Annotated in this window: 13 protein-coding genes; 7 read left to right on the top strand and 6 right to left on the bottom strand. The window is 73.8% G+C overall.

The features are described 5' to 3' along the window. Window positions 1-14: 14 nt before the first annotated feature. From FB157_RS22665 to FB157_RS22650, 4 genes are read right to left on the bottom strand one after another with little or no spacing between them, the layout of a single operon-like run. Entirely contained in the window at window positions 15-1,352 is a 1,338-nt protein-coding gene (locus FB157_RS22665; protein ID WP_145882443.1) for an AAA domain-containing protein, read from the bottom strand. Beyond that, window positions 1,349-2,947 (bottom strand): hypothetical protein, encoded by a 1,599-nt coding sequence (locus FB157_RS22660; protein ID WP_145882442.1) that lies wholly within the window; start codon window positions 2,945-2,947, stop codon window positions 1,349-1,351. Before FB157_RS22660 ends, FB157_RS22665 begins: the two co-directional genes overlap by 4 nt. Beyond that, complete coding sequence (locus FB157_RS22655) at window positions 2,938-4,065, bottom strand: hypothetical protein (RefSeq protein ID WP_145882617.1); 1,128 nt, start codon at window positions 4,063-4,065, stop codon at window positions 2,938-2,940. Before FB157_RS22655 ends, FB157_RS22660 begins: the two co-directional genes overlap by 10 nt. A 1-nt stretch (window position 4,066) precedes the next feature. Further along, window positions 4,067-5,011: a phosphatase PAP2 family protein gene (locus tag FB157_RS22650; RefSeq protein ID WP_145882441.1), complete on the bottom strand. Its 945-nt coding sequence runs from the start codon at window positions 5,009-5,011 to the stop codon at window positions 4,067-4,069. A 181-nt stretch (window positions 5,012-5,192) separates the two neighbouring features. On the opposite strand from FB157_RS22650, the gene FB157_RS22645 reads away from it, so the two are divergent. Beyond that, a complete protein-coding gene (locus FB157_RS22645) occupies window positions 5,193-5,789 on the top strand; it encodes a histidine phosphatase family protein (RefSeq protein WP_145882440.1) in 597 nt (198 codons plus the stop codon). A 216-nt stretch (window positions 5,790-6,005) separates the two neighbouring features. Here FB157_RS22645 and FB157_RS22640 read toward each other — a convergent pair whose 3' ends face one another. Next, a complete protein-coding gene (locus FB157_RS22640; protein ID WP_145882439.1) occupies window positions 6,006-7,466 on the bottom strand; it encodes a hypothetical protein in 1,461 nt (486 codons plus the stop codon). 266 nt (window positions 7,467-7,732) lie between these two features. On the opposite strand from FB157_RS22640, the gene FB157_RS22635 reads away from it, so the two are divergent. Further along, window positions 7,733-8,152, top strand: coding sequence for a hypothetical protein (locus tag FB157_RS22635; RefSeq protein WP_261386447.1), 420 nt, complete (start codon window positions 7,733-7,735; stop codon window positions 8,150-8,152). Between the two features lie 34 nt (window positions 8,153-8,186). Next, a complete protein-coding gene (locus FB157_RS22630) occupies window positions 8,187-9,056 on the top strand; it encodes a spermidine synthase (protein WP_145882437.1) in 870 nt (289 codons plus the stop codon). 15 nt (window positions 9,057-9,071) lie between these two features. Here FB157_RS22630 and FB157_RS22625 read toward each other — a convergent pair whose 3' ends face one another. Continuing rightward, window positions 9,072-9,584 carry a hypothetical protein gene (locus FB157_RS22625; RefSeq protein WP_145882436.1) on the bottom strand — a complete coding sequence of 171 codons (513 nt, stop codon included), beginning with the start codon at window positions 9,582-9,584 and terminating at the stop codon, window positions 9,072-9,074. A gap of 98 nt (window positions 9,585-9,682) precedes the next feature. Between FB157_RS22625 and FB157_RS22620 the strand changes: the two genes are divergently transcribed. The 4 genes from FB157_RS22620 to FB157_RS22605 all read left to right on the top strand — a co-directional run bounded on the left by FB157_RS22620 (window position 9,683) and on the right by FB157_RS22605 (window position 14,083). Beyond that, the gene (locus FB157_RS22620; protein ID WP_186581638.1) at window positions 9,683-10,402 is read left to right on the top strand and encodes a response regulator transcription factor; all 720 of its coding nucleotides are present in this window, start codon (window positions 9,683-9,685) and stop codon (window positions 10,400-10,402) included. After that, window positions 10,399-11,799: a HAMP domain-containing sensor histidine kinase gene (locus FB157_RS22615; RefSeq protein WP_145882435.1), complete on the top strand. Its 1,401-nt coding sequence runs from the start codon at window positions 10,399-10,401 to the stop codon at window positions 11,797-11,799. Before FB157_RS22620 ends, FB157_RS22615 begins: the two co-directional genes overlap by 4 nt. A gap of 108 nt (window positions 11,800-11,907) precedes the next feature. After that, complete coding sequence (locus FB157_RS22610) at window positions 11,908-13,380, top strand: cellulose binding domain-containing protein (RefSeq protein ID WP_145882434.1); 1,473 nt, start codon at window positions 11,908-11,910, stop codon at window positions 13,378-13,380. Between the two features lie 172 nt (window positions 13,381-13,552). Beyond that, complete coding sequence (locus FB157_RS22605; protein ID WP_145882433.1) at window positions 13,553-14,083, top strand: hypothetical protein; 531 nt, start codon at window positions 13,553-13,555, stop codon at window positions 14,081-14,083. The last annotated feature ends 109 nt before the right edge of the window (window positions 14,084-14,192 follow it).

Raw genomic sequence — 14,192 nt, 5'->3', positions numbered from 1 at the left:
ACCCACCGGGAGACTCAAGGCCGCCAGCTCACGCGATGTTCCGCCAGATGTGCCAGAACCGCGTGATTCGCCTCCCAGCCGTCGGGAAACTTCACCAGCGTTCCCAGCTGGACCGGTTCCGTGGACGGGTAGTCGTCCAGCAGGTCGCCGACTCCTGCGCGGCAGACCACGATGCAGGCGTGGCGGTGGCGGGAGGCCAGGACGCACAGCCGGCCGGTCTCCAGGTGGAAGGCGGTGGCGTCGGGGCGGCCGGAGAGGGGGTGGAGGACGACCGTGACGTCGTACTCGCGACCCTGGAGACGGTTGGCCGTGTCGACGGTGACGTCCGTGACGCCCAGCTCCGCGAGCGCCGAGCGGACCGCCGCCGCCTGGTCGCGGTGGGCCGTGCCGACGGCGACGCGGTCGGGGGTGAGGGGGGAGGGGTCCGGGGAACGTTCCGAGACGGCCGCGCCCTCGCGGTCCAGCAGGCGCCGTACGACCGTCGCCACCGCCCGCACCGCCTCCGGGTCCGTGCGCGGGGTGTGCCGGGCCGGCAGCTCCAGCAGACCCCAGCCGGACTCCGCCGCCTCGTCGATCACCCGGTCCGGGCCCGAACCGTCGGAGGGGACGGCGAAGGCGAGACGGCGGTCGTCGGGGCCGGTGCCGCTGCGGAACCGCGTGTAGGGGTAGAAGGCGTCCGAGACCAGCGGGGCCGCGGAGGCCGGGAGGCGCCAGGAGACCGGGAGCCGGTGCTGGGGCAGGCCCGGGTTGTGCGCCAGAAGGGTGGTGACCGCCGAGGCCGAGGGGTCGTACGACAGGCCCGCCCACTGCTCGCTGCCCACGATCGCGAACGGGTCCAGCTGGCCCGGGTCGCCCACGAACAGCGCCCGCTCGAACAGGCCGGCCACGGCCAGCAGGGAGTCCGAGCGCATCTGGTACGCCTCGTCGACGATCGCGTGCCGCCACGGCTCGTCCACCTTGACGTGCGCCCACTTCGCGGCCGTGGACAGGACGACCGGGAGGCCGGTCAGCTCGGCCGCCTTCGCCGACATGCGGACCTGCGGCAGATCGTCCAGTGCCTTGTCGTAGGCGTCCCTGTCGCTGCTGTGCAGCCGGCCGACCGGCAGCTCGGGGTTCTTCTCGGCGAGCCGCAGCACCAGGTCGTCCACCTGGGCGTTCGTCTGCGCGACCACCATCAACGGGCGCCCGGCCTCGGCGAGTTCCAGGGCCGCGCGGACCACCAGGGTGGACTTCCCGGCGCCGGGAGGGGAGTCGACCACCACACCCCGCTCCGTGCCCCGCAGGGTGTCGTGGAGGATCGCGTCCGTGGCGCGGGTGGCAGCGGCTCCGGGGTCGAAGTCGACCGTCGTCACAGGACGTCCTCCTCGGTCATGCTGTCAGGGGCCTCCGGCACGGCCTCGCCCGGCGGGCCGCCGTGCGTCCACGGGGTCTCCTCCGGGTCGGGCAGCTTCGCGCCGCCGCGCTGCTCGTGCTCGAAGAGGGTGAAGCAGACCGCGTCGCCCTTCTCCGGCACCGAACCGGGCTCGGGCTCCTTGCCCCGGCCCATCTTGTCCACGATCCGCAGGACGAGCACACCGTCGTCCGCGGAGCCCTCGTACCCGGCGAACTCCGCGGCCTGCGGCTTGCCGCCCAGCGAGCGGTAGACCTTCGCGCGCTCCGCCAGATGCGGCCGGTCGTCCGTGCGGACCGTCACCAGCGGGCGCGGGCTCGGCCGCCTGCCCTCGCTGTACGCCATGACGACATCGGTCACCTCGCCCGCGAAGGCCTCCCCGGCCAGCCGCCGCCCGGCCATCACCAGCGGGTCGTCCAGCGCCTCCTGGGCCTCCAGCCGGGCCTGCTCACGCTCGCGCGTGGCCAGTTTGTTCGCCGCCGTCACCGCGTCGTCGCGACGAGGCTGCGGCGGCTCGCCCGCCACGACCCGGTCCCGGTGGCCGGTGAACGACCAGCGGTCCCGGGTCCACCGCTCCTCGGCATGCGACCCCTGCGGCAGTGCCCGCAACAGGTCCAGGCCCCGCCACACCGCGTCCCAGGTGGGCCGGGTACGGCTCTCGACCAGTTCGCGGATGTCCCGCTCGGCCGCGGTGAGCGCGGCCAGCCGGTCGTCGGCCTGCAGCGCGTCCTCGGCGGCGGCCAGCGCACCGCGCGCGCGGTCGTAGCGCTCGATGGCCGGGGCCAGGAGCTTGTTGTCGAACGCCGGGTCGGTGGCCGGACCGGCCGGCGGGCACAGCAGCTGGCCGTCGGCGTCGCGGGCCAGTTCGGCCCGGTGGGCGGCCTCGGCGCCGGTGCCGCCCCCGGGCGGGGCGATCCAGGCGAGCAGCGCGCCCAGGTGCTGGTCCTCCAGGCTGGACTGGCCGGTCGCCCAGTGCCGGGACAGCACGTCGGTCAGGGCCAGGAGGAGCGAGGAGCCGGGTACCCGGGCCCGCTCGCCGTAGTGGGTGAGCCAGCGGCCCAGCAGGGGGATGCGGGGCGGCGCCGGGTGGGGCGTCTCCGGGTCCTGCTCGGCGGTGCGGCGGAAGCGCATGGAGCGGCCGAGCAGCCGTACGAAGTCCACGCCCGCGCGGCTCGGCACGATCAGCTGGGGCGCGTCCGTGCACAGCTCGACCTCGACCTTGACCCGCTTGCCGGTCTCCGGGTCGGTCTCGCCCCGCTCGGCCGCCTCGACGTCCTCCGCGTAGGAGTCGAGGTACGGCAGGACGACGTCGGCCAGCTCGGCGAGGAACGCGAAGCGCAGGTCGCGGTCGCGGGGCTGGGGTACGACCAGCAGCCGGGGCGCGTCCCGGTCGGTGCCGACGAGCGCGCCGAGCGGGGCGCCGGCCTCACCGGCGGTGGTGAGCGGCACGAACACCAGGGGGCGCTCGGACAGGTGCCGGTGGCGGACGGTCGCGGCCGGCTGGGCGTATCCGGTACTGACGGCCTCGAGCCGGGCCAGGGTGGCGATCAGGGACACGGGGCCACCGCCCGGCCGGCCGTGGCCAGCGCCTCCGCGCGCAGGCTCGCCGCCCGGCGCAGGGCGGCCACCGCCGGGTCGTCGGGGTCGCCGCTCTCGCCGCGGGCCGCCGCGAGGACGTCCTCGACCGTGGTCAGGCCGCCCAGTTCGGCCCGCAGCGGGCGGCCGAGACGGGCCACGGCATCCGCCGCGCGAGAGCGTTCCCGGCAGTGGAAGGCCAGTTCACAGGCCGACAGGCACTCGGGCGCGTACGTCGCCGGGACCGCCCCGACGGCCGCCGTCAGCTCCTCGGCCGGGCGGTCCGGTGCGAAGCACACGCCCTCGGGCAGGGCGTCGGCGATCTCCTCGACACGGGTGAGCCGGGCCAGCTGGCGGGCGGTGACCGCGCGCTGTTTGCGCACGTCCACGGCGGAGGCCGTGGCCAGGTTCGAGAAGTCCTTCGGGCACACCAGCAGCACCCGGTGCCGTACCCGAGGGGCCGGGGCGCTCTCCCGGGCGGGCGCCCCGGCCGGCTCCGGCTGCGCGCCGAGCCGGGCCGCGACCTCCTCCAGGGCCAGCACGTACACCGCCGCCTGCCGGGCGGCCGCGCCCACCTTCGCCGGGTCGGCCGAGCCGTCCAGCATGGGGAAGGACTTGATCTCCACGACGGTCCAGCTGCCGTCCGGGTGCACGACCACCGCGTCCGGCTCCAGGAAGGCGAGCGAGCCCGCCACGTCCAGCGCCAGCATCGGGTGGTCGAGCAGCGTCCAGCCGCCCGCCGCCACGGCCTCGCGCAGCGCCAGCGCCGTACGGGCCGTACGCCCCTCGGGGCCGTGCGCGGACAGGTCCGGGACGGCCGCCCCGGCGGGTGGCTCCGCGCCCGGGTCCAGCCGGGCGTGGACCAGCCGCAGCAGCTCGGCGCCGCCGTCCGCCTTCACCCGTGCCTCGAACGCGTTGCCCCGGGTCAGCGCGAACTGCGACTGCCCGAAGCCGGAGGGCGCGCCCAGCGCGCTCGCCAGCGCCGCCTTGTCCACTCCGGCGCCGTCCAGGATCGCCCGCCTGCGGCACCCCGGGTTCGCGGCGAGCGCCGCGAGGGCACGCGCGTCCAGGGACTTGGCCGGTACGTCGGGACCGCGCAGCTCAGCGAGCCGCTGCCGGAGCCTCGTCCCCTGCGTCGGCGGGGGAGCCGTCCGGTTCGGCTGCGGATGCGCGCTGCGACTCGCGCTGCCGTGGAATTCGCTCACCCGCGGAAGTCTGGCATCCGGCACTGACAATCGGGGAACCCGTGCCCGACGGGACCGCGGGGGTACGGGGGTTGAACCGGGCCCGCAGCAGGTCCGCACCGCGCATCACGCGCGGCGCGAGCAGCAGACCGACGCCCATCACGGCGACGCCCGCGACCGCGTCCAGGAAGTAGTGGTTGGCGGTGCCCATGACGACGATCGCGGTCACCAGCGGGTAGGCGACGCCGAGGACCTTGGTGAGACGGGTGCCGCCGTACCGCCACAGCATGACCCCGCACCACAGTGCCCAGCCCACGTGCAGGCTCGGCATCGCCGCGTACTGGTTGGTCATGCCGCCCATGCCCCGCGGCGCGCTGGCCTCGCCGCCCCACCAGCCGTAGGAGCTGTACTGGGCCATCGTGTCGACGAAGCCGTGGCCGTCGGCGAGCAGCCGGGGCGGGCAGGTGGGCAGCAGGGTGAAGCCGATCAGGCCTATGAACGTCGACGTCATCAGCCAGGTGCGGGCCGCCCGGTAGCGCTCGGCGTGGGCCCGGAACAGCCAGACGAGGATGACGGGCGTGACCAGGTAGTGCAGCGAGGCGTACCAGAAGTCGGCCGGTATGCCGAGCCAGGCCTCGCGCGTGAACAGCCGGTTGAGCGGGTGCTCGGCGTTGAGGTGCAGGGCCTTCTCGACGCGCAGCAGCGCCAGGCCGTGGTCGACGGCGGAGGAGACGTCACCCCGCGCCAGGAGCCGGCCGGCCGTGTAGCAGCCGTAGACCAGCAGGATCAGGGGCAGCTCGGTCCACCACCGCAGCCGGGTTCGGGGGGCCGCCTCGGTGCCCGGTATCTCGGTCTGCGGCATCCGATGCCCTCCCCCTTCTGCTGCGCGGCGCCCGGCGGGCGACCGTGTCACTTTACGCGGTGCGTATCCCGGCCATGCGGGCGCTTCAGCCCTCAAAGACGCCGGGATCTCCCGGCGGGTTGCCCCTGCCCGGCGTGAGCGATGATGGAGGGAACCCTCGCTGCTTCCGGAAAGGTCTCCCATGGCACCGCGCATCCTGCTGGCCCGGCACGGACAGACGGAATGGTCGCTGTCCGGCAAGCACACCGGCAGGACCGACGTACCGCTCCTGGAGGAGGGCCGGCGCGGGGCCAAGCTGCTCGGCGAACGGCTCCACCGCGCTCCGCTGGACGGGCTGCCGGGCGTCGAGGTGCGGACGAGTCCACTGGCACGCGCGCGCGAGACCTGCGAGCTGGCCGGGTTCGGGGAGCGGGCCGAGTCCTGGGACACGCTCATGGAGTGGGACTACGGCGCGTACGAGGGCATGACGCCCGCCGAGATCCAGGCCGTGCGGCCGGGGTGGCTGATCTGGCGGGACGGTGTCCCCGAGGGCGAGAGCATCGCCGAGGTCACCGCGCGCGCGGACGAGGTCGTGGCCTGGGCCCGGTCCGCCGACCGTGACGTACTGGTCTTCGCCCACGGGCACATCCTGCGGTCCATCGGCGCGCGGTGGCTCGGTCTGCCGCTGGACTTCGCCGCGCGTATCCGCCTGAACCCGACCTCGCTGTCGGTGCTGGGCTGGGCGTACGGGGATCCGGCCATCGAGAGCTGGAACGACCTGGGGCACTTGGCGGGGTGACTGGCTGGTGCTGGGCGGGGGTGGGGACGCTTCCCCGCACTGGCAGGGCGCCGCTGCGAGTACGGTGACAGCAACTCCCCAGGGGCGCGGGGCTGTATCGATGCGCGGCTCCGCCGCGGTGGGGGTGCCCCCTGTTCGAGCGAAGCCGAGAACTCGGGGGAGCGACCGGCCCCCACCGGCCCGCAGCCGGCGACCGGGACCCGACAGTCCCCGCCCCTACACCCGCCCAACCCGCGGCAACGACGCATGACGGTCCAGGAAGTCCGACACCCCCGACGCCCGCCGGTGCGGCAGCAGTACGCGTGCCGTCCCCGCCAGCATCGCCTGGATCCGGGACGACTGGACCTGGTCGAGCAGATCGAGCACGGACACCGCCGCCTGCGCCGCCTCGTCGGGACGACCCCCGCGGGCCAGGTCGTCGGCCAGCTCGGCGGTGTACAGGGCGATGTTGCGGGTGAAGTGGGGATCCTGGAGGCCTGCCGCGCGCCGGGCGTGCCGGGACGCGCGCCGCCAGTCGCCCAGCATCGACCAGCACTGCGCCTCCAGCCCCTCCAGTTCGGCCTCTCCGTAGAAGCTCATCCACTCGGGGTCGGCGTCCGAGTGGCCCCGCTCGAAGAGGGCCTGGGCCCGGGCCAGTGCCTGTTCGCAGCCGGCGCGGTCGGCGAGCCCCGCCCAGCCGCCCGCCTCGCGCAGGGCGAGCAGGGACATCAGACGGGCGGAGCCCAGGGGGCGGCCGACGCGCTGGGCCGCCTGCGCGGCGCGCACCGCCTCGCGGGGGCGGCCGGCATCGCGGGCCAGGAACGCCGTGTTGCAGAAGGCGTGGGCCTCCAGACCCGCGTCGCCGGTCATCCGGGCGGTCGCGAGTGCCTCCGCGTAGTGCGAGCGGGCGTCGTCGAAACGCCCGGAGTCGTGGGCCAGCCAGCCCACGGAGATGGCGAGTTCACCTGCGCCCGAGTGCAGCCGATCGGCGGTCGTCTGCCGGGTCGCCCCGGCGTCCAGGAGCGCGTAGGCAGCGCGCAGCGGCGCCGCTGCGCGCCGGTACAGGCCGTCCGCGCCATGGCGGTCGTCGAGCAGCCGGATGCGGCGGACGGCCTCCTCGAGGGCGGCCGCCTCGGGGCTTCCGGCGCGGCGCAGCGGCCGGGCCGCCGCCACGGCGTCGGTGGTGAGCCCCAGCGGGCCCATGGTGGCGGCGGCGACCGTGGCGCCTCCGCCGGTCATGAATGCGCGACGCAGCACGTCGCTCTCCTCGTGGTCCAGGTGGTCGTTCTCGTGCGGGTCGTGCGGGTCCTGCGGGTTGTACCGGTCCGTCGTGTCATACGTCTCGCAGACCCCTCGCGCCTCAGCGGTACCGAACGCCGGGGGCGCGTCCCCGGGCGTACGGGCCGCGCGTCCGCGGACGGAGGAGCGCGGCGCGAAGCCGAGGTCGGTGAGCGTGCGGCCGGGGAACATGTGCATGAACACCCGTTCGTAGGCGTAGTTCGGGCAGCGGATCTCACCCGCCTCCACCCTGCCGACGTAACGCGCGTCACAGCTCACCCGCTCGCCGATCTCGCGTGCGGCGCGCCGCACCAGTGCCGCGAACTCGGCCGGTGAGCGCCGGCCGCGCAGCTGCCGGAAGGCGAGGTTCGGCCGGGGTGGCCGTTCGGGCTGTGACGAGGTCTCGGTTGACGACGCCATGGCCGGGTCCTCTCGTGCGAACCGTCGAACCATGCCGGGTCCGGGGTGGATTCGGGCTGAGTTGTCCGAGTGGCACCCTGGTCCCGGCGAGCAAGAACGTACCTGCTGTGTCGGACCCGCCACGCTGTGTTTGGCTACAAACCGGATATCTCATCCACGATCTGCCATGAACTGCCATCCTTTGCGGCGCACTTGTGCCGTAGCCGTTGACGCCCTCACGCGTTGTTCTCCGTGGACTGCAAGAGGGCAGCGTGGTGGAGGCCGGCATGGAGACCAGCCAGAGCAACGAACCTTGTATGCCGGACACTCCGGTTGCGGCGTCGCCGGTGACGGCGGGCGACGCGGCGTGCGACCTCGTGACGGTGCCGGCCCGGCAGGGGCTGGAGGCGGTCGACATCCTGCGGCGGGGGGCCGGGGAGGCGGTGGGGCCCGTCCTGCACGACGACGGATGCGACACCCTCGGCTTCCTGGTGCCGGCGGGCACCGCCGCCTGCTGGGACGTACCGGGCAGCACGTGCACCGAGACGGACGGGCAGGGGCTGCGGCTCGCCCCGCAGCCGCCGGTCGAGGGCTCGGACTGGCTGCTGCCGCCCGGCGAGGCCGACCTCGCGACCGATCCGGTGGTGCTGCGCCGGGCCCTCGGGGAGGCGGCCCGGCTGATCAGGGCGGCCGACAGCTGCCGGTGAAGCGGGCGGTCGCCGCAGCTGCGAAAATGGACGGATGGGCAGGTCCAGGAACAACCGGCGCGGGTCGGCCGCCGTCGAGGCCGTGGTGGAAACGGTCGACGGCGGGCTCGCGCAGCTCATACCCGACCCGGACCGCGCCCGCGCCTGGACGCTGCTGATCGACGGTGCGCCCCAGTCGCACGTCGACCTGGACGACCCGGCGTACCTCTCCTTCGAGTACCAGCGCCGCCTCGGCCATGTCATCGACCTCGTCGCCCCGCCCGGCAGGCCGGTGCAGGCGGTGCACCTCGGCGGCGGCGCCCTCACCCTCGCCCGGTACGTCGCCGCCACCCGCCCCCGCTCCACCCAGCAGGTCGTCGAGCGGGACGCGGCCCTCGTCCAACTGGTCCGACGCGAGCTGCCGTTGAATGCGAACGCCCGTATCAGGGTGCGGGCGGCGGACGCCCGCGAGGGGCTGGCCAAGGTGCCGGACGGCTGGGCCGACCTGGTCATCGCCGACGTCTTCAGCGGCGCCCGGACCCCCGCCCACCTCACCTCCACCGAGTTCCTGGACGAGGTCCGCCGGGCCCTCAAGCCCTCCGGTGTCTACGCCGCCAACCTGGCCGACGGCCCGCCGCTCGCCCATCTGCGCGGCCAGATCGCCACCGCCGCGGCCCGATTCCCCGAACTCGCCCTGATCGCGGACCCGGCCGTGCTGCGCGGCAAGCGCTTCGGCAACGCCATCCTGGCCGCCTCCGACCTTCCGCTGCCGCTCCCCGAACTCACCCGCCGCGCCGCCTCCGACCCGCACCCCGCCCGCGTCGAACACGGCAAGCAGCTCCTCGACTTCACCGGCGGCGCCACCCCCGTGACGGACGCGGCGGCAGTGGCCTCCCCGGCCCCGCCGCCCTCGGTGTTCCGCTGAGCCACCCGCCGGGGGTCAGTACGTGCCGATCTCCACATGCGGCGGTCCGTCGTGCCAGGTGCAGAACACCGACACGCGGTCCGCGCCGCTGCTGAACTCCACCCGGATCCACGTCTGCGTCTTCCACACCTGCATCGACCAGCCGGTGCCCGGAGTCGCCGAGACGAGGGTCGCGCTCGAACTGCCCAGGTCGAAGACCGCCCGGCCGCCGTCGGTGTCGTAGGACTTGACCTGGCCGGAGGTGGTGGCGGACGGGGCCGGGGGCCGGGCGGTGCCGCCGGACGGTGTCCGGGAGGGGGTGGGGGCCGGTGATCCGGATGATCTGCTCTTCGACGGGGACGGCCGGGTGCTCGGCGGATCCAGCGGCTTCGACTGCTGCGTGGCCGTGTCCGCCGCCGTGATCGGCAGGGCGCGCGGCGGGTCGTACGCCGTCCCCGCCATCACCGTGTGCACACCCCACCACGACAGCGTGACCGCCGCTCCGGTGGCGAGCAGCCACGCCAGTACGTGTACGAGTCCTCTGCGCATCGCGGGCCATACTGCCTCAGGGGCACGGCAGTGCGCACTCGTCCCGAGTTATCCACAGGCCCCGGCCGGCGTCGGCCGTATGGCGTACGGTGCGGCGCATGGCAAGTGTTCTCGTGGTCGAGGACGACCAGTTCGTACGCTCGGCGCTCATCCGGCATCTGACCGACGCCTCGCACACCGTGCGCAGCGTCGGTACGGCACTGGAGGCGCTGCGCGAGGTCGCCCATCTCCGTTTCGACGTGGTCATCCTGGACCTCGGACTGCCCGACCTGGACGGCTCCGAGGCCCTGAAGATGCTGCGCGGCATCACCGACGTGCCCGTCATCATCGCCACCGCGCGGGACGACGAGGCGGAGATCGTCCAGCTGCTCAACGCCGGGGCGGACGACTACCTGACCAAGCCGTTCTCGGTCGAGCACCTGTCCGCGCGCATCGCGGCCGTGCTGCGCCGGGCCCGCTCCGGCGGCGGCGAGGCCGCGCCCTCGCCGGTCATCCGGGTCGGGGGGCTGACCGTCGACCCGATGCGCCGCCAGGCCGAACTGGACGGTGTCCGGCTCGATCTGACCCGCCGCGAGTTCGACCTGCTCGCCTTCCTCGCCGGCCGCCCCGGTGTCGTCGTGGCGCGCAAGGAACTCCTCGCCGAGGTCTGGCAGCAGTCCTACGGCGACGACCAGACCATCGACGTCCATCTGTCCTGGCTGCGCCGGAAGCTGGGAGAGACGGCCGCCCGGCCGCGCTATCTGCACACCCTGCGGGGGGTCGGCGTGAAGCTGGAGCCGCCCGTGCTCGCCGACGGGGAAGGGGAGCCGCCGCGATGAGATGGGCCCTGGTCAAGGTGTGCCTGGCGGTCACCACGATGGTCGTGGTCGCCTTCGCCGTGCCGCTCGGCCTCGTCGTCAAGGAGATGGCCCGCGACCGCGCCTTCTCCAACGCCGAGCGCGAGGCCGCCGCGGTCGCCCCGGCCCTGTCCATCACCACCGACCGGGACAAGCTGGAGCGGGTGGTGGCCTCCGCCGGCGCCGACTCCGGGATGGCCGTGCACCTGCCCGCAGCCGACGGCCGGGCCGCGCTCGACCTGGGCAGGCAGCGCGCCGCCCACCGGGACATCGAGGCCGTGCGGAAGCTGGGCCGCGCCTCCACCACCTCGGTCGGCGGCGGCTCCACGCTGCTGCAGCCGGTCGCGCTCAGCTCCGGGACCGCGGTCGTCGAGGTGTACGTCCCCGAGTCCGAGGTGAGCAACGGCGTCGGCACGGCCTGGGCGGTGCTCGCCGGTGTCGGCCTCGCGCTGATCGTCGGCTCGGTCGCGGTCGCCGACCGGCTCGGGGTGCGCATGGTGCAGCCCGCGCAGCGACTGGTCGAGGGGGCGCACGAGCTGGGCGAGGGCAAGCTGGGCGCCCGGGTGCCCGAGGAGGGCCCGAACGAACTGAGGCTGGCGGCCGTCGCGTTCAACTCCATGGCCGACCAGGTCGTCCAACTCCTGGCCAACGAGCGTGAGCTGGCGGCCGACCTCTCGCACCGGCTGCGCACCCCGCTGACCGTGCTCCGGCTGAACGCGGCCTCCCTCGGCGGAGGTCCGGCCGCCGAGCAGACCCGGACCGCCGTCGCCCAGCTGGAGCGGGAGGTCGACACCATCATCCGTACGGCCCGGGAGGCCAAGCCGCAGACCGCGGCGGCCGGGCCCGGGGCCGGTTGCGACGCGGCCGAAGTGGTCCGCGAGCGCATGGACTTCTGGTCCGCGCTCGCCGAGGACGAGGGCCGCAAGTGGCGGGTGGCCGGGGTGGAGCGGCCGGTGCGTATACCCGTGGCCCGCGCCGACCTGGCGGCCGCGCTGGACGCGCTGCTCGGCAACGTCTTCCGGCACACCGCCGAGGGCACCGCCTTCGCGGTCGACGTGCACAACGGCGAGGACGCGGTGATCGTGCTGATCTCGGACGCGGGCCCCGGTATATCCGACCCCGAGGCGGCGATGGCCCGTGGCCGCGGTTCCGGCAGCGCGGGCTCGACCGGCCTCGGCCTCGACATCGTGCGCCGGCTCGCGGAGGCCACCGGCGGCGACGTCCGTATCGGCTCCTCCGTGCTGGGCGGCACCGAGGTGCGGATCTGGTTCCAGCTGGACGGGCGCAAGCCGGGGGGCAAGGGGCACCGCGGGGCGGTCCGGAGACGCCGATCGGGCAAATTGGTCTCGACCTTTAACCGTCCCCGATCCCTTCCTTAAGCGCACCATAAGATCCCCGACGGCCGTCCTTATCAAGCCGTTTGTCCGATTCCCGCCCGCTAGCGTGCTGCCCACCCCACCCCGTGAACACCGAAGGCAGGCACGCGCATGAGCACGCACCGGCGCAGGATCAGTGGCAGGAACAAGGCGATCGGCGGTCTGGTCGCAGCGGCCGTGGTCGGTGGCGGCGCGGTCCTGCTGACCGGCACGGCGAACGCGGCCGGCGTGAACGCCGCGTACACCAAGACCAGTGACTGGTCGACGGGCTACACCGCGCAGTACGTGGTCACCAACAACAGCGGTCAGGCGGAGAAGACCTGGACGCTGGAGTTCGACCTCCCGGCGGGCGCGAAGCTCAGCTCGCTGTGGAACGGCGAGTCGAGCACGAGCGGCCGGCACGTCACCGTGAAGCCGGCCAAGTGGGACACCGAGGGCCTCGCGCCCGGCAAGTCGGTCACCGTCGGCTTCGTCGTCAACGGCGCCGGGGACCCCACCGGTTGCCGTATCGACAACGAGAGCTGTTCCGCGGACGGCGGCGCGACCCCCGAGCCGAGCGGCCGCCCGACGCAGACGCAGTCGGCGACTCCGACCCCCACCCCCACCAAGAGTGCGACCCCGACCCAGAGCGCCACCCCCACCCAGAGCGCGACGCCCACGCCGACCGGCAGCACCGGCAGTGGCACCACCGCCTCCGCCGGCTTCGCGCCCTACGTCGACACCTCCCTCTACCCGGCGTTCGACCTGCTCGCCGCGGCCGACGCGACCGGCGTGAAGAACTTCAACCTCGCCTTCATCACCGATGGCGGCGGCTGCACCCCCAAGTGGGGCGGTGTCACGGACGTCACCAGCGACGGCGTGGCCGCGCAGATCGGCTCCCTGCGCGCCAAGGGCGGTGACGTCCGGGTCTCCTTCGGCGGCGCCTCCGGTTCCGAGCTGGCCACCACCTGCTCCTCCGCGGACGCGCTGGCCGCGGCCTACGGCAAGGTCGTCGACGCGTTCAAGCTGACCAAGGTCGACTTCGACGTCGAGGGCGGCGCGCTGCCCAACACGGCCGCCAACACCCGCCGTGCCCAGGCCATAGCCAAGCTCCAGGCCCAGCACCCGGGCCTGGACGTCTCCTACACCCTCCCGGTGCTGCCGCAGGGCCTCACCCAGGACGGCGTGAACCTCCTGTCCGACGCCAAGTCCAACGGGGTGAAGATCGGCACCGTCAACATCATGGCGATGGACTACGGCCCCTCGTTCAGCGGCGACATGGGTGACCTGGCCGAACAGGCGGCCACCGCCACCCAGGCGCAGGTCAAGAGCGTGCTCGGGCTGTCCGACTCCGCCGCCTGGAACACGGTCGCGGTCACCCCGATGATCGGCGTCAACGACGTCTCCTCCGAGGTCTTCAAGGTCGACGACGCCACCCAGCTGGCGAACTTCGCCAAGTCCAAGGGGCTCGGCGGGCTCTCCATGTGGTCCGCGACCCGCGACAAGCAGTGCGACGGGGGCACCAAGCCCACCGCCGACGCCACGTGCAGCTCGGTCACCCAGGACAAGTTCGCGTTCTCGAAGGCGTTCAACACCTTCAAGTGACACGTCGGGCGGGGCGAGTTCTGCACCAATGCGGCATGATCATGCCTATATAGTTCCGGCCCGGGTCGATCTTCGGCCCGGGCCGGCCGCCGTCCGCACAGGGACGTACGGCCCGTTCGACATGCCATCACCCGGGCCGTTCCTGCCCGGGCCGCACCACTTCGGGGGAACAATGCCGTCCATCCGCCATGCCCTGGTAGCCACCGTCCTGGGCTGCGCCGCGCTCACGCTGACCGCCTGTCAGCCCACGGACACGACCGCCGACGCCGACGGCACCGCCGGCCCGTCGGCCTCCGCGAGCCCCTCCGCCAAGGGCGGCTGCCCGACCCTCGCCAAGGGCCACAAGTACGTCCTGGTCGAGAGCGTCTCCGGCGCCATGAACACCCTCACCACCAAGGACGCCGTGCAGCACTGCAGCTCCAGCGAGGGTGCCTTCTACCAGGCGACCGGGAAGGAGCACGAGTACACCGTCGAGTCCGGTGACACCCCCATCACGGTCCTGCACGTGAAGAAGAGCGGCCCGGCGAAGATGACCGCCGCCGGCGGCGGCCTCCAGCACATCCGTGTCTGCGTCAACGGCACCGAGCAGGACACCGCCACCGCCAAGGCCGACACCAGCGACTGCTACGGCGAGAACTTCTTCGACGTGGCCGTGGGCGGCGACGGCAAGCTCACCGAGCTGACCGAGCTGTTCGGCTCCTGACCGGCGGGGCGCGGCACCCCGGGGGGGGGGTGCCGCGCCCCCGGCCCGCTAGGTCCTGTCGTCAAATTCCCGTCGTCGCCCGAAGGGCGGCCTCGCGGCGTCTGGTGCG

Source organism: Streptomyces sp. BK340, from assembly GCF_007827595.1.
Taxonomy (GTDB): domain Bacteria; phylum Actinomycetota; class Actinomycetes; order Streptomycetales; family Streptomycetaceae; genus Streptomyces.
This window is presented reverse-complemented; position numbering and strand designations above follow the sequence as displayed.

Bases quoted from the DNA above. Each gene is read 5' to 3' on its own strand.
- FB157_RS22650 (WP_145882441.1), bottom strand. From the start codon at position 5,011: ATGCCGCAGACCGAGATACCGGGCACCGAGGCGGCCCCCCGAACCCGG.
- FB157_RS22645 (WP_145882440.1), top strand. From the start codon at position 5,193: ATGGCACCGCGCATCCTGCTGGCCCGGCACGGACAGACGGAATGGTCG.
- FB157_RS22640 (WP_145882439.1), bottom strand. From the start codon at position 7,466: ATGGCGTCGTCAACCGAGACCTCGTCACAGCCCGAACGGCCACCCCGG.
- FB157_RS22635 (WP_261386447.1), top strand. From the start codon at position 7,733: ATGGAGACCAGCCAGAGCAACGAACCTTGTATGCCGGACACTCCGGTT.
- FB157_RS22630 (WP_145882437.1), top strand. From the start codon at position 8,187: ATGGGCAGGTCCAGGAACAACCGGCGCGGGTCGGCCGCCGTCGAGGCC.
- FB157_RS22625 (WP_145882436.1), bottom strand. From the start codon at position 9,584: ATGCGCAGAGGACTCGTACACGTACTGGCGTGGCTGCTCGCCACCGGA.
- FB157_RS22620 (WP_186581638.1), top strand. From the start codon at position 9,683: ATGGCAAGTGTTCTCGTGGTCGAGGACGACCAGTTCGTACGCTCGGCG.
- FB157_RS22615 (WP_145882435.1), top strand. From the start codon at position 10,399: ATGAGATGGGCCCTGGTCAAGGTGTGCCTGGCGGTCACCACGATGGTC.
- FB157_RS22610 (WP_145882434.1), top strand. From the start codon at position 11,908: ATGAGCACGCACCGGCGCAGGATCAGTGGCAGGAACAAGGCGATCGGC.
- FB157_RS22605 (WP_145882433.1), top strand. From the start codon at position 13,553: ATGCCGTCCATCCGCCATGCCCTGGTAGCCACCGTCCTGGGCTGCGCC.